Source organism: Citrobacter sp. Cpo045 (genome assembly GCF_030332875.1).
In the GTDB taxonomy this organism is placed as follows: domain Bacteria; phylum Pseudomonadota; class Gammaproteobacteria; order Enterobacterales; family Enterobacteriaceae; genus Citrobacter; species Citrobacter portucalensis.
On record NZ_JAOWGZ010000036.1, the window covers coordinates 86,126 to 99,674 of the forward strand.

Consider the following 13,549-nt stretch of genomic DNA (forward strand, 5'->3'; position numbering starts at 1 on the left):
TAATTGCGCGTAGTTTATCGTAGTGGCGTGGCCCTGACACGAAGTAAGCCGACGCAGATGTACGCTAATGCATATAATTTTAACGGCTATTTCCAGTTTGCTCAATCTATACGCAAAGAAGTTTAGATGTCCAGATGTATTGACGGCTATCGTAACTATGATTACTCTGGTGTCTGACTTTTCACCGACTCAGCCAGGATCTCCTCAATATGACGCGTAAACAGGCCACCATCGCAGTGCGTAGCGGGTTAAATGACGACGAACAGTACGGTTGCGTTGTCCCGCCGATTCACCTCTCCAGCACCTATAACTTTACCGGATTTAATGAACCTCGCGCCCATGACTATTCGCGTCGCGGCAACCCAACGCGCGATGTTGTTCAGCGTGCGCTGGCGGAACTGGAAGGCGGTGCAGGTGCTGTGCTGACCAATACTGGCATGTCGGCGATTCATTTGGTGACCACGGTCTTCCTCAAGCCAGGCGATCTGCTGGTCGCACCGCATGACTGCTACGGCGGGAGCTACCGACTGTTTGACAGTCTGGCAAAGCGTGGCTGTTACCGGGTCCTGTTTGTCGATCAAGGAGATGAGCAGGCATTACAGGCCGCATTGGCGGAAAAACCGAAGCTGGTGCTGGTAGAAAGCCCAAGCAACCCGCTGCTGCGCGTGGTGGATATTGCGAAAATCTGCCAACTGGCGCGTGAAGCTGGCGCGGTCAGCGTGGTCGACAACACTTTTTTAAGCCCGGCACTGCAAAATCCACTGGCATTGGGCGCCGATCTGGTGTTGCATTCATGCACGAAATATTTAAACGGTCACTCAGATGTGGTGGCTGGTGTTGTGATAGCGAAAGATCCGGAAACGGTCACTGAACTGGCATGGTGGGCGAATAATATTGGTGTGACCGGCGGCGCGTTTGATAGTTATCTGCTGTTGCGCGGCCTGCGTACTCTGTCTCCTCGAATGGAGGTGGCGCAACGTAATGCTCAGGCGATAGTCGATTATCTGCAAACTCAGCCGCTGGTGAAAAAATTGTATCACCCGTCATTGCCGGATAATCAGGGCCATGAGATTGCCGCGCGTCAGCAAAAAGGCTTTGGCGCGATGTTAAGTTTTGAACTGGATGGTGATGAGCAAACGCTGCGCCGCTTCCTCGGAGGGTTGTCATTGTTTACGCTGGCGGAATCGTTAGGGGGCGTTGAAAGTCTGATCTCCCACGCCGCAACCATGACACACGCGGGCATGGCGCCAGAAGCGCGTGCTGCTGCCGGAATTTCCGAAACGCTGCTGCGTATCTCCACCGGTATTGAAGATGGCGAAGATTTAATTGCCGACCTGGAAAATGGCTTCCGGGCTGCAAACAAGGGGTAAACATGAGTGTGATTGCGCAGGCAGGGGCGAAGGGTCGTCAACTGCACAAATTTGGTGGTAGTAGTCTGGCTGATGTGAAATGTTATCTGCGTGTCGCAGGCATTATGGCGGAGTACTCGCAGCCTGATGACATGATGGTTGTTTCAGCCGCAGGCAGTACCACTAACCAGTTGATTAGCTGGCTGAAATTAAGCCAGACCGATCGCCTTTCTGCGCATCAGGTTCAACAGGCGTTACGTCGCTATCAGAGCGAGCTTATCAGCGGTTTGTTACCGCCTGATATAGCGGATGGACTAATTGGCGCGTTTATTCACGATCTGGAGCGTCTGGCTGGATTACTCGACAGCGGCGTGAACGATGCCGTCTATGCTGAGGTTGTTGGGCATGGTGAGGTATGGTCCGCGCGTTTGATGTCTGCGGTCCTTAACCAACAGGGGCTGGAGTCAGCCTGGCTGGATGCGCGCGATTTTTTACGTGCTGAACGCGGTGCCCAGCCGCAGGTAGATGAAGGTCTTTCTTACCCGCTGCTACAGCAACTGCTGGCGCAGCATCCGGGTAAACGGCTGGTGGTTACCGGCTTTATTAGCCGCAGCAATGCCGGTGAAACGGTCCTGCTGGGGCGTAACGGCTCCGACTACTCGGCGACGCAGGTTGGCGCGCTGGCGGGCGTTTCTCGCGTAACTATCTGGAGCGATGTCGCCGGGGTTTACAGCGCGGACCCGCGTAAAGTAAAAGACGCCTGTTTGCTGCCGCTGCTGCGTCTGGATGAAGCCAGCGAGCTGGCGCGTCTGGCGGCACCGGTTCTCCATGCCCGTACCTTACAGCCGGTTTCCGGTAGCGATATCGATCTCCAACTGCGTTGTAGCTATACGCCGGAGCAGGGTTCAACGCGCATTGAACGCGTACTGGCCTCCGGTACCGGGGCGCGTATTGTGACCAGTCATGATGACGTCTGCCTGATTGAGTTTTTGGTTCCGACTGGCCAGGACTTTAAGCTGGCTTATAAAGAGATTGATCAGGTTTTAAAACGTACCCAGGTGCGTCCGCTGGCAGTGGGTGTGCATCCTGACCGCCAACTGCTGCAATTTTGCTATACCTCCGAAGTCGCTGACAGCGCACTGAAAATTCTGGATGAAGCTGGTCTGCCAGGCGAGCTGCGTTTGCGCCAGGGGCTGGCGCTGGTGGCGATGGTCGGGGCGGGCGTCACCCGTAATCCGCTGCATTGCCACCGTTTCTGGCAACAGTTAAAAGGTCAGCCGGTTGAATTCACCTGGCAATCGGAAGAGGGTATCAGCCTGGTCGCGGTACTGCGTACTGGGCCAACAGAGAGCCTGATTCAGGGTCTGCATCAGTCAATTTTCCGCGCGGAAAAACGCATTGGTCTGGTGTTGTTCGGCAAAGGCAACATCGGCTCACGCTGGCTGGAGCTGTTCGCTCGCGAGCAGAGCACGCTCTCGGCGCGCACCGGATTAGAGTTTGTGCTGGCGGGTGTGGTTGATAGCCGTCGTAGCCTGCTGAATTACGAAGGGCTGGATGCCAGCCGCGCGTTAGCTTTCTTTGATGACGAGGCAGTAGAGCAGGATGAAGAGTCTCTATTCCTGTGGATGCGTGCTCACCCGTATGATGATTTAGTGGTGCTGGACGTTACTGCCAGCGAGCAACTTGCGGATCAGTATCTGGATTTTGCCAGCCATGGTTTCCACGTTATCAGCGCCAACAAACTGGCGGGGGCGAGCAGCAGTCATAATTATCGCCAAATTCATGATGCTTTTGAAAAAACCGGTCGCCACTGGCTGTATAACGCTACCGTAGGCGCAGGCTTGCCGATCAATCATACCGTGCGCGATCTGATTGATAGCGGAGATACCATTCTGTCGATCAGCGGGATCTTCTCCGGTACGTTGTCGTGGTTGTTCCTGCAATTTGATGGCACGGTCCCGTTCACCGATCTGGTGGATCAGGCGTGGCAACAGGGGCTGACTGAACCCGATCCGCGCGTAGATCTTTCCGGCAAAGATGTGATGCGTAAGCTGGTGATTCTGGCGCGTGAAGCAGGTTACGACATCGAACCGGACCAGGTTCGCGTGGAATCGCTGGTGCCTGCACACTGTGAAGAAGGCTCTATTGACCATTTCTTTGAGAATGGTGATGAGCTGAACGAGCAGATGGTGCAGCGTCTGGAAGCGGCGCGTGAAATGGGGCTGGTGCTACGCTATGTGGCGCGTTTTGATGCTAACGGTAAAGCGCGCGTTGGTGTTGAGGCGGTTCGTCCTGAACACCCGCTGGCGGCGCTGCTGCCGTGCGATAACGTATTCGCCATTGAAAGCCGCTGGTATCGCGATAACCCGCTGGTAATCCGTGGACCGGGCGCAGGTCGTGACGTTACCGCCGGCGCTATTCAGTCAGACATCAACCGTTTGGCGCAACTGCTGTAGTTTTTGTTGCCGGATGATCCGGCCGACGGTTCGTTTGTGACCCAGGCCGGATAAAATACGTCAACAGCCATCTGCATAATCACTTCAACGCTCTCATCCTGCGTTAAACCTACCCGTATTGCGTCTTACCCGCGCTCTGGCCAGAGGCGGGTCTGTCACCGCTCTCGTTAACGGCTTGCAGACGGTCATGCCACAATTCCCCATCATTTCAGGCTGATGTGAATTTTTTTCACGTTGGCTGAGTATTCCTCACCTTTAACGATGATTTTTGTGTTGACGCCAGCGTGCTTTTCCGTCATTTTTACATCTAGACGTCTAAACGTATAGCAGTTCACAACACAACATATAACGACAAAAGATTGATGAGGTAAGGTATGAGCTTTTTTCACGCCAACCAGCGGGAAGCCCTGAATCAGAGCCTGGCGGAAGTACAGGGTCAGATTAACGTTTCGTTTGAGTTTTTCCCGCCGCGCACCAGTGAAATGGAGCAAACCCTGTGGAACTCCATCGATCGCCTGAGCAGCCTGAAGCCGAAGTTTGTTTCAGTCACCTATGGTGCAAACTCTGGTGAGCGCGACCGTACGCACAGCATTATTAAAGGCATTAAGGATCGCACTGGTCTTGAAGCAGCTCCGCACCTGACCTGTATTGATGCAACCCGCGATGAGCTGCGCACCATTGCTCAGGACTACTGGAATAACGGTATTCGTCATATTGTTGCTCTGCGCGGTGACTTGCCGCCGGGAAGCGGTAAACCGGATATGTATGCCTCTGACCTGGTGACTCTGCTGAAAGACGTTGCGGACTTTGATATCTCCGTTGCGGCTTATCCGGAAGTACACCCAGAAGCGAAGAGCGCTCAGGCCGATTTGCTGAACCTGAAGCGTAAGGTTGATGCCGGTGCAAACCGCGCCATTACTCAGTTTTTCTTCGATGTGGAAAGCTATCTGCGCTTTCGCGATCGCTGCGTGTCTGCGGGAATCGATGTGGAAATTATTCCGGGTATCCTGCCAGTCTCCAACTTTAAACAGGCGAAAAAATTTGCCGATATGACCAATGTTCGTATCCCTTCCTGGATGTCGACCATGTTTGATGGTCTGGATGATGATGCGGAAACCCGCAAGCTGGTAGGTGCAAACATCGCTATGGACATGGTGAAAATCCTCAGTCGCGAAGGGGTGAAAGATTTTCACTTCTATACCCTTAACCGTGCCGAGATGAGCTACGCTATTTGTCACACACTGGGTGTAAGACCGAATTAAACAGATGCCCCAGCCCTCTACGGAGGGCTTTTTATTGATCATTTTGATCTACATCTCTGTAACTTTAAATATAAAAGGAATTAGCTATCGAATCTGTGGGTTTTTTCGACTATATCTTATCTCTGGTGGTGTATATCGTAGTCAGAACACTGTAAAGGGAGCATATAGATGAGCATGTCCGACGATAGCCAAAACGCATCAACTGCCGGTAAGTGTCCTTTTCATCAGGGCGGTCACGATCAGAGTGCGGGAGCAGGAACGAACAACCGCGACTGGTGGCCCAATCAACTCCGTGTAGATCTTTTAAACCAACATTCCAACCGTTCTAACCCGCTGGGTGAGGACTTCGACTACCGAAAAGAGTTTAGCAAACTCGACTATTCTGCCCTGAAAGGAGATCTCAGAGCCCTTCTGTCCGAATCTCAACCGTGGTGGCCCGCTGACTGGGGAACCTATGCCGGATTATTTATCCGCATGGCATGGCACGGTGCAGGGACCTATCGCTCCATCGATGGACGCGGTGGCGCGGGTCGCGGACAGCAGCGTTTTGCACCACTGAACTCCTGGCCGGACAACGTCAGCCTGGATAAAGCGCGTCGTCTGCTGTGGCCAATCAAGCAGAAATATGGCCAGAAAATTTCCTGGGCCGACCTGTTTATCCTTGCGGGTAACGTGGCGCTGGAAAACTCAGGCTTCCGTACCTTCGGCTTCGGTGCCGGTCGTGAAGACGTCTGGGAACCGGATCTCGACGTAAACTGGGGTGATGAAAAAGCCTGGCTGACCCACCGTCATCCGGAAGAACTGGCAAAAGCGCCGCTGGGCGCAACCGAAATGGGCCTTATCTATGTGAACCCGGAAGGGCCGGACCATAGCGGCGAACCGCTCTCTGCGGCAGCGGCTATTCGCGCGACCTTCGGTAACATGGGCATGAACGACGAAGAAACCGTAGCGCTGATTGGCGGCGGTCATACGTTGGGCAAAACTCACGGTGCTGCACCGGCTTCGCACGTAGGCGCCGATCCAGAATCCGCACCAATTGAAGCGCAGGGCCTGGGCTGGGCCAGCAGCTACGGCAGCGGCGCGGGTGCAGACGCAATTACTTCCGGTCTGGAAGTTGTCTGGACGCAGACGCCGACCCAATGGAGCAACTATTTCTTCGAGAACCTGTTCAAATATGAATGGGTACAAACCCGCAGTCCGGCAGGTGCGATTCAATTTGAAGCGGTTGACGCACCGGAAATTATCCCCGATCCGTTCGATCCGTCGAAAAAACGTAAGCCAACAATGTTGGTTACCGACCTGACGCTGCGTTTCGATCCGGAGTTCGAGAAGATCTCCCGTCGTTTCCTGAACGATCCGCAGGCCTTCAACGAAGCATTTGCCCGCGCATGGTTTAAGCTGACGCACCGTGATATGGGGCCAAAAGCACGTTACATCGGACCGGAAGTGCCAAAAGAAGATCTGATTTGGCAAGACCCGCTGCCGCATGCGTTCTTTAACCCAAGCGAAGAAGATATCCTGAAACTGAAGGCGACCATTGCCGCTTCCGGGTTGTCCGTGGGCGAACTGGTATCGGTAGCGTGGGCTTCGGCATCAACGTTCCGCGGTGGGGATAAACGTGGCGGCGCTAACGGTGCGCGTCTGGCGCTGGACCCACAGCGTGGCTGGGATGTGAATGCTACCGCGGCACGCGTACTGCCTGTGCTGGAAGGCATTTATAAGTCAGCCCATACCGCTTCGTTAGCCGATATTATCGTGCTGGCCGGTGTTGTCGGTATAGAGCAGGCGGCTAGCGCTGCGGGTGTCAGCATTAAAGTACCTTTTGCGCCGGGCCGCGTGGATGCGCGTCAGGACCAAACGGATATTGAGATGTTTGAACTGCTTGAGCCGATTGCCGATGGTTTCCGTAACTACCGCGCTCGTCCTGACGTATCGACCACCGAGTCGCTGCTGATTGATAAAGCACAGCAGCTGACGCTGACCGCACCGGAAATGACCGTGCTGGTGGGCGGTATGCGCGTACTGGGCACCAACTTCGACGGCAGCCAGCATGGCGTCTTTACCGATCGTCCTGGCGTGCTCAGCACTGACTTCTTCGTCAATCTGCTGGATATGCGCCATGAGTGGAAGGCGGTTGATGAGTCAAAAGAGCTGTTTGAAGGTCGTGACCGTCTGAGCGGCGAAGTAAAATACACGGCAACCCGCGCCGATCTGGTGTTCGGTTCTAACTCCGTACTGCGCGCAGTGGCTGAAGTTTATGCCTGCAGCGATGCTCACGAGAAGTTCGTGAGAGATTTCGTTGCCGCATGGGTGAAAGTGATGAACCTGGATCGTTTCGATCTGCTGTAACAGATAATGCCGGATGTCGCTTGTGCGTATCCGGCATAGTATGAATAAAAAAATCCCCGCGAGTGCGGGGATTTTCTATTTGCAGGTTATTCCCACTCTTGCAGGTAACGTTGACCGTACTGGTCAGCCACCAGCAGGGCGGCATACACCTGGTCCGGCGTTGCGCCGCCAGGCATGTTGTGGATGGTTTCGCCTTCTGCACAGGCTGCCTCAGCCACAATGCGCATTTTCGCCGGGATATCCTGTTTGATGTCCAGTTGCGCCAGGGTAATCGGCAGGCCAACGGAATGACACAGCGCGGCAACGGTTTCAATTTCATCAACTGGCGCGTTTTCCAGCACCAACTGCGTCAGCGTACCGAAAGCCACTTTCTCGCCGTGGTAGTAGTGATGCGCATCCGGGATTGCGGTCAGACCGTTATGAATGGCGTGAGCAGCTGCCAGACCACCGCTTTCAAAACCGACACCGCTCAGATAGGTGTTGGCTTCAATAACGCGCTCCAGTGCTGGTGTAACCACGTGCTGCTCGGCTGCCAGCATCGCTTTTTCACCTTCTTCGATTAGCGTATTAAAGCACAGCTCTGCCAGCGCCAGCGCCGCCTGAGTACACTGACCGCCCGCCATGGTGGTTGCGCCGCTGCGTGAACAAGCACGTGCTTCGAACCAGGTTGCCAGCGCATCGCCAATACCCGCAGCTAACAGACGCGCCGGTGCGCCCGCGACAATTTTGGTATCCACAATGACCCTGTCCGGGTTGTTGGGCAGCAGCAGATAGCGATCGAATTCACCGGCATCGGTGTAAATGACGGACAGCGCGCTGCACGGCGCATCGGTAGAGGCGATGGTTGGGGCAATGGCGACAGGCACGCCCATAAAGTGCGCCAGCGCTTTGGCGGTATCCAGCGTTTTACCGCCGCCAATACCAAGTACTGCGCCACACTGCGCTTTTTCCGCTACGCCGCGCAGACGGTCGATTTCGTTTTGTGAACATTCGCCGCCAAACGGTGCAATTTCCAGCGCCAGTCCGGCATCCTGGAAGCTTTTTTCCAGTGCGCCCTGGGCAAAGCCTAAGACAAACTTGTCCCCAACGACCAGCCAGCGTTCTGCCAGTGGTTTGAGGTAGCTGCCAAGACGGGTAATAACATCGGCACCCTGGATGTACTTACCAGGTGATTGAATAATGCGATCCATACTTTATTTCCCTCACAGGTTGATGTGACCAAATGCGTTGTTCCAGTCCTGCTCAAACTTCTCTATTGCTGACTCTACCGCAGGGGTATTGAGCATTTGTTGCGCTACGTCTAATGGCAGGGTGATAGCTTCACATCCTGCCAGTAAGCAATCCAGCGCCTGACGCGGGGTTTTAAAGCTGGCTGCCAGTACCATGCTGTTTGGCGCATGCAGCTCCAGTAACGTTTGCAGTTCTTGTACTGTGCGAATCCCATCGCCGCCCTGTGCGTCGATACGGTTAACGTAAGGCGCGATATATTTGGCTCCTGCCAGCGCAGCCAGTAGCCCCTGAGAAGCACTGTAAACGGCGGTTCCCAGCGTGGTGATACCCTCTTTTTTCAGCATCTTAATCGCGGCCAGACCTTCGGATGTCACCGGGATTTTCACTACCAGACCGGGCACTGCATTGCTCAGGCGTTTGGCTTCTTCCACCATGCCCTGCGCCTCGCGGCTCATGGTTTGGGCAAACAAAATACCCTCTTCGCCGATGGCGTTTTGCAGGCGTGGCAGTACATCCCAGATAGATTCTTTGCTTGCCGCCACAATGCTTGGGTTGGTGGTAACACCCGCGATAGGGAAGATGCGTGCCAGACGTTCAACTTCCGCGACGTTGGCGGTATCAAGGTAAAGTTCCATACAAAAACATCCTCTTTAAAGTTCAAGTTCATGTTGCAACAGGCTGGCGATAGCGTCGGCTGAGGCGGCGCTAACCAGCGCGTTACGGAATTCTTCATGCATAATGCGGCGCGCCAGACGCGAGAAAATACGCATATGCTGATCGCCAGCGGCATGTTTGTTGAGCGTCAGCATAATAATGAACTGTGCATCATCATCACCCCAACGTACCGGCGCTTGCAGGCGAGCTACGCTGATGGTGGACTGCTCAATATGTTCGGATTTGCTGTGTGGAATGGCGAAGCTAAAACCTAATCCGGTAGAGAAGACGGCTTCGCGTGCCCACAGGTCTGCTTCCAGTTTACGTGGATAGCGACAACGGCCTGCCAGCAGGAGATTGTCGGTCATCCCTTTGATGACCTCTTCTTTACTGCGCCAGTCGCTGTCCAGTGTGATGCATTCGGCGGTAACCAGAGGCGTATCCTGTTGGGTCATGCGGAACTGAGCCAGCAGATGTTCGACCTCCAGCGAGGTTCGACAAGCCATCGCTTGATTCAGCAATTGACGACAGGCACGGCTGTCGAGTTGCGCCATCCGCGCTTTGGCGGCGGGAATGGAGGGAGCGCTCATACTGATTTCGTCCAGACCCAGTCCCACCAGCAATGGCAGCACCGAACCTTTGGCACCCAGTTCGCCACACAGGCCAATCCATTTCCCCTGCCGATGTACTGCCTGCACGGCGTAATCCAGCGCGCGCAGGAAGGCCGGATTCAGGCTGTTGTAGTGGCGGGTAACTTTGGCGTTGTCACGGTCGACCGCCAGCAGGTATTGCGTCAGGTCATTGCTGCCAATACTAAAGAAATCAATCTCTTCACAGCATTGGTCAATGATGAACATCACAGACGGAACCTCCAGCATAATACCGAGCTGGATCTTCTCATCAAACGGAATGTGTTCACTTCGCAGTTGCTGCTTGGCTTCTGCCAGTTTCTCTTTGACCCACAGGATCTCTTCCATCGAGGAGATCATTGGGATCATGATTTTCAGGCTACCGTGCGCTGAGGCGCGCAGGATCGATCGCAGTTGCGTAGTAAACAACGTGGCATATTCTTCATAAATACGCACCGCGCGATAACCGAGAAATGGGTTGGTCTCAGCAGGAATATTCAGATAATCAACGGGTTTATCACCGCCGATATCCATGGTGCGTACAATAATGCTGCGTCCCTTTGCGGGTTCCAGCGCCTGGCAGAAAATGTTGTATAGCTCGTTCTCATCCGGGGCGCAGGTACGGTCCATATACAGCATTTCCGTACGGAACAGGCCAACCGCTTCCGCACCGTTACTAAAGGCTGCTTGTGCTTCCACGGAGTGGGCGATGTTGGCGGCGACTTCCATACGGATGCCATCAGCCGTGCGTGCCTCCTGGGTCAGCCAGATACGTTGCTGTTCCCGAATGGCATCCTGGATACGGGCTTCTTGCTGATAATAACGTACGATGGATTCATCAGGGGCAACGACGACTGCTCCTGCGTTACCATCGATATAAACCGTTTGCTGTAGCCATGGCATCAAAGATTCAGTATCTACGCCAACCAGCGTAGGGATGTTGAATGACCGGGCGAGAATCACCGTGTGTGACGTAGTACCACCGCTTTTTAACAGCAAGCCTTTCAGCAATGTTTTGTCCAGTTCGAGGAACTGGCTCGGTGTTAGCTCATCCGCCATGCAAACCGTAGGCTGGGTCAGTTTTCCCGGTGCAGGGAAGCGCAGTTCCCCATAAATTTGCTGCAGAAGCTGGAAGCAAACATCGCGTACATCCAGTGCACGCTCCTGTAAATAACTGCTGCTTGAACGGGCGAATTCATCACAAAAATGTCCGGCACTTTCGACAACCGCCTGGGCGCAGCTTAACCCGCGTGATACGCCAGCGAGCAGGTGCTGGCGCAGTGAGAGGTCGCTTGCCAGCGAGCGGTGTGCTTCCAGAATCGCACTGGTAGCGCCGTCGCTGTCGAGTAATCGAAACTCAATATTTTTCATCAACAGCGTTAAACCGTTATCCAGTGCCGCTTGCTCGGTTTCAATATCTTGAGCGGATGGAAGGTTACTGAGCGCGTTAAGATCCAGCGAAGAAAGCAGACTCAGAACGCCCCCTGCGCTGCCGCTGCAGACGGTGCGAGCGCGGAAAAGCTGTGGATTTAAATGGGTGAGCGATGCCGGAAGTGGCTCCAGCTCGTTGTTTTTGGCTTCCGCTAGCGGTGCATCGCAGTGCGGAAATTCATTTCGTAACCATTGGCTCAGATGCTGGTGGGCTGCCTGTTCATCTGTACCGGAAATCAGCAACTGGCAGCTATCACCCGCCAGAGTATCGGTGCCAATCAACGATAGTGCGCTCTTAGCGTTGCCCTTACGTTCGGTACGCAGGTTGTGCCACTCAATGTGTGAGGTAAAGGTGTTGCACTGCGTTTCTATGTGGCTTGCCGGGCGTGCATGTACGCCATTGGGTAGCTCACAGGTAAATTCCACAATCAGGGCCATAGCCTCATCTCCCATAACGATTTCTCGCTACAGGATAAAAGGGCAACGCCTGAGCCTGCCATGTGACAAATCTGCCAAAAACTGGATAAATGTAATGTAACTATCAAAGTGAGACATCCCTCACAAGTCAGCGTATCCACTATAAATTCCGAGAAACTGCAAGTTATGAGGCGGATCGCATTTTTGTACTGATATTACAAAAGTCCAGCAAATGGCCTTTTTATCCACTGTTTGCGTCGCGTCAGATTGCCTATTGTTTTCCGCAACAAGTTTATGGATATGGGCTTTAGGCAGCCCGGGAGCGACTTATGAAAGAGTTGGTACAAATCCTGAAAAATACTCGTCAGCACCTGATGACCGGTGTTTCGCATATGATCCCCTTCGTAGTAGCGGGCGGTATTTTGCTGGCTGTCTCCGTCATGCTGTATGGCAAAGGCGCGGTACCGGATGCTGCGACCGATCCTAATCTTAAAAAGCTGTTTGATATTGGCGTCGCCGGGTTGACTTTGATGGTGCCATTTCTTGCTGCTTATATCGGCTATTCCATCGCTGAACGTTCTGCTCTGGCCCCTTGTGCGATTGGCGCATGGGTGGGAAACAGCTTCGGTGCAGGTTTCTTTGGCGCATTAATTGCTGGGATTATTGGCGGTATCGTTGTCCATTATCTGAAGAAGATCCCCGTACATAAGGTGTTGCGTTCGGTAATGCCTATCTTCGTTATTCCCATCGTCGGCACTTTTATCACCGCAGGCATCATGATGTGGGGGCTGGGGGAGCCTGTTGGCGCGTTAACCACTAGCCTGACTGAGTGGCTGCAGGGTATGCAGCAGGGCAGCATTGTGCTGCTGGCGGTAATTATGGGACTGATGTTGGCCTTCGATATGGGAGGGCCAATTAACAAAGTTGCCTACGCCTTCATGCTGATTTGCGTGGCGCAGGGGGTTTATACCGTCGTGGCAATCGCCGCAGTAGGGATCTGCGTGCCGCCGCTGGGTTTAGGTTTGGCGACGTTGATTGGTCGTAAGAATTTCTCTTCTGAAGAACGCGAAGCCGGTAAAGCTGCGCTGGTAATGGGCTGCGTTGGCGTAACGGAAGGCGCGATTCCGTTTGCTGCAGCCGATCCGCTGCGTGTCATTCCATCGATTATGGTGGGTTCCGCCTGTGGCACGGTAACCGCCGCCCTGTTTGGTGCGCAGTGTTATGCCGGCTGGGGCGGACTGATTGTTCTGCCTGTAGTGGAAGGAAAACTGGGTTATATCGCGGCGGTTGCCGTTGGTGCTGTAGTGACCGCAGTGTGCGTTAACGTACTGAAAAGTCTGGCGCGGAAAAAAGTGTCTCAGGTCGATCAGAAAGAAGATGACCTGGATTTAGATTTTGAAATGAATTAAGTGAGGAATGAGTCATGACCAAGATTATCGCAGTAACCGCATGTCCTTCTGGCGTTGCCCACACCTATATGGCAGCCGAAGCGCTGGAAAGCGCCGCTAAAGCTAAAGGTTGGCAAGTAAAGGTTGAGACTCAGGGTTCGATCGGTCTGGAAAACGAACTGACCGCGGCGGATGTGGCGGAAGCCGACATGGTCATTCTGACCAAGGACATTGGTATTAAATTTGAAGAACGTTTTGCGGGCAAAACTATCGTTCGCGTCAACATCAGCGATGCGGTGAAACGTGCCGATGCCATCATGAACAAGATTGGCGCGCATCTGGCGCAAACCGCTTAACCGTTTGTTTGCCGGATGGCGGCTTCGC

9 protein-coding genes are annotated in these 13,549 nt (G+C 53.9%); 6 read left to right on the forward strand and 3 right to left on the reverse strand.

Going from position 1 to position 13,549, the window contains the following annotated elements; genetic code table 11:
• Window positions 1-209: 209 nt before the first annotated feature.
• From metB to katG, 4 genes are all read left to right on the forward strand, one after another.
• Window positions 210-1,370, forward strand: coding sequence for a cystathionine gamma-synthase (metB, locus tag OGY13_RS00710; protein ID WP_003028818.1), 1,161 nt, complete (start codon window positions 210-212; stop codon window positions 1,368-1,370).
• Window positions 1,371-1,372: 2 nt separating this feature from the next.
• Window positions 1,373-3,805, forward strand: a complete 2,433-nt coding sequence (gene metL, locus OGY13_RS00715; protein WP_174770850.1) for a bifunctional aspartate kinase/homoserine dehydrogenase II — start codon at window positions 1,373-1,375, stop codon at window positions 3,803-3,805.
• A gap of 374 nt (window positions 3,806-4,179) precedes the next feature.
• Window positions 4,180-5,067 carry a methylenetetrahydrofolate reductase gene (gene metF / locus OGY13_RS00720; RefSeq protein ID WP_003825161.1) on the forward strand — a complete coding sequence of 296 codons (888 nt, stop codon included), beginning with the start codon at window positions 4,180-4,182 and terminating at the stop codon, window positions 5,065-5,067.
• Window positions 5,068-5,235: 168 nt separating this feature from the next.
• A complete protein-coding gene (katG, locus tag OGY13_RS00725; protein WP_048215178.1) occupies window positions 5,236-7,416 on the forward strand; it encodes a catalase/peroxidase HPI in 2,181 nt (726 codons plus the stop codon).
• Window positions 7,417-7,502: 86 nt separating this feature from the next.
• Here katG and gldA read toward each other — a convergent pair whose 3' ends face one another.
• Genes gldA through ptsP form a run of 3 tightly spaced genes read right to left on the reverse strand, consistent with a single transcriptional unit; the run spans window position 7,503 to window position 11,798 of the window.
• Complete coding sequence (gene gldA, locus OGY13_RS00730) at window positions 7,503-8,606, reverse strand: bifunctional L-1,2-propanediol dehydrogenase/glycerol dehydrogenase (RefSeq protein ID WP_003825158.1); 1,104 nt, start codon at window positions 8,604-8,606, stop codon at window positions 7,503-7,505.
• Between the two features lie 12 nt (window positions 8,607-8,618).
• Window positions 8,619-9,281, reverse strand: a complete 663-nt coding sequence (fsa, locus tag OGY13_RS00735; protein ID WP_020996106.1) for a fructose-6-phosphate aldolase — start codon at window positions 9,279-9,281, stop codon at window positions 8,619-8,621.
• Window positions 9,282-9,296: 15 nt separating this feature from the next.
• On the reverse strand, window positions 9,297-11,798 hold the full coding sequence (gene ptsP, locus OGY13_RS00740) for a phosphoenolpyruvate--protein phosphotransferase (protein ID WP_213752510.1): 2,502 nt from the start codon (window positions 11,796-11,798) through the stop codon (window positions 9,297-9,299).
• Window positions 11,799-12,106: 308 nt separating this feature from the next.
• On the opposite strand from ptsP, the gene OGY13_RS00745 reads away from it, so the two are divergent.
• Complete coding sequence (locus tag OGY13_RS00745; protein WP_003825153.1) at window positions 12,107-13,186, forward strand: PTS fructose transporter subunit EIIC; 1,080 nt, start codon at window positions 12,107-12,109, stop codon at window positions 13,184-13,186.
• 14 nt (window positions 13,187-13,200) lie between these two features.
• On the forward strand, window positions 13,201-13,521 hold the full coding sequence (locus OGY13_RS00750) for a PTS fructose-like transporter subunit IIB (RefSeq protein WP_003825151.1): 321 nt from the start codon (window positions 13,201-13,203) through the stop codon (window positions 13,519-13,521).
• The last annotated feature ends 28 nt before the right edge of the window (window positions 13,522-13,549 follow it).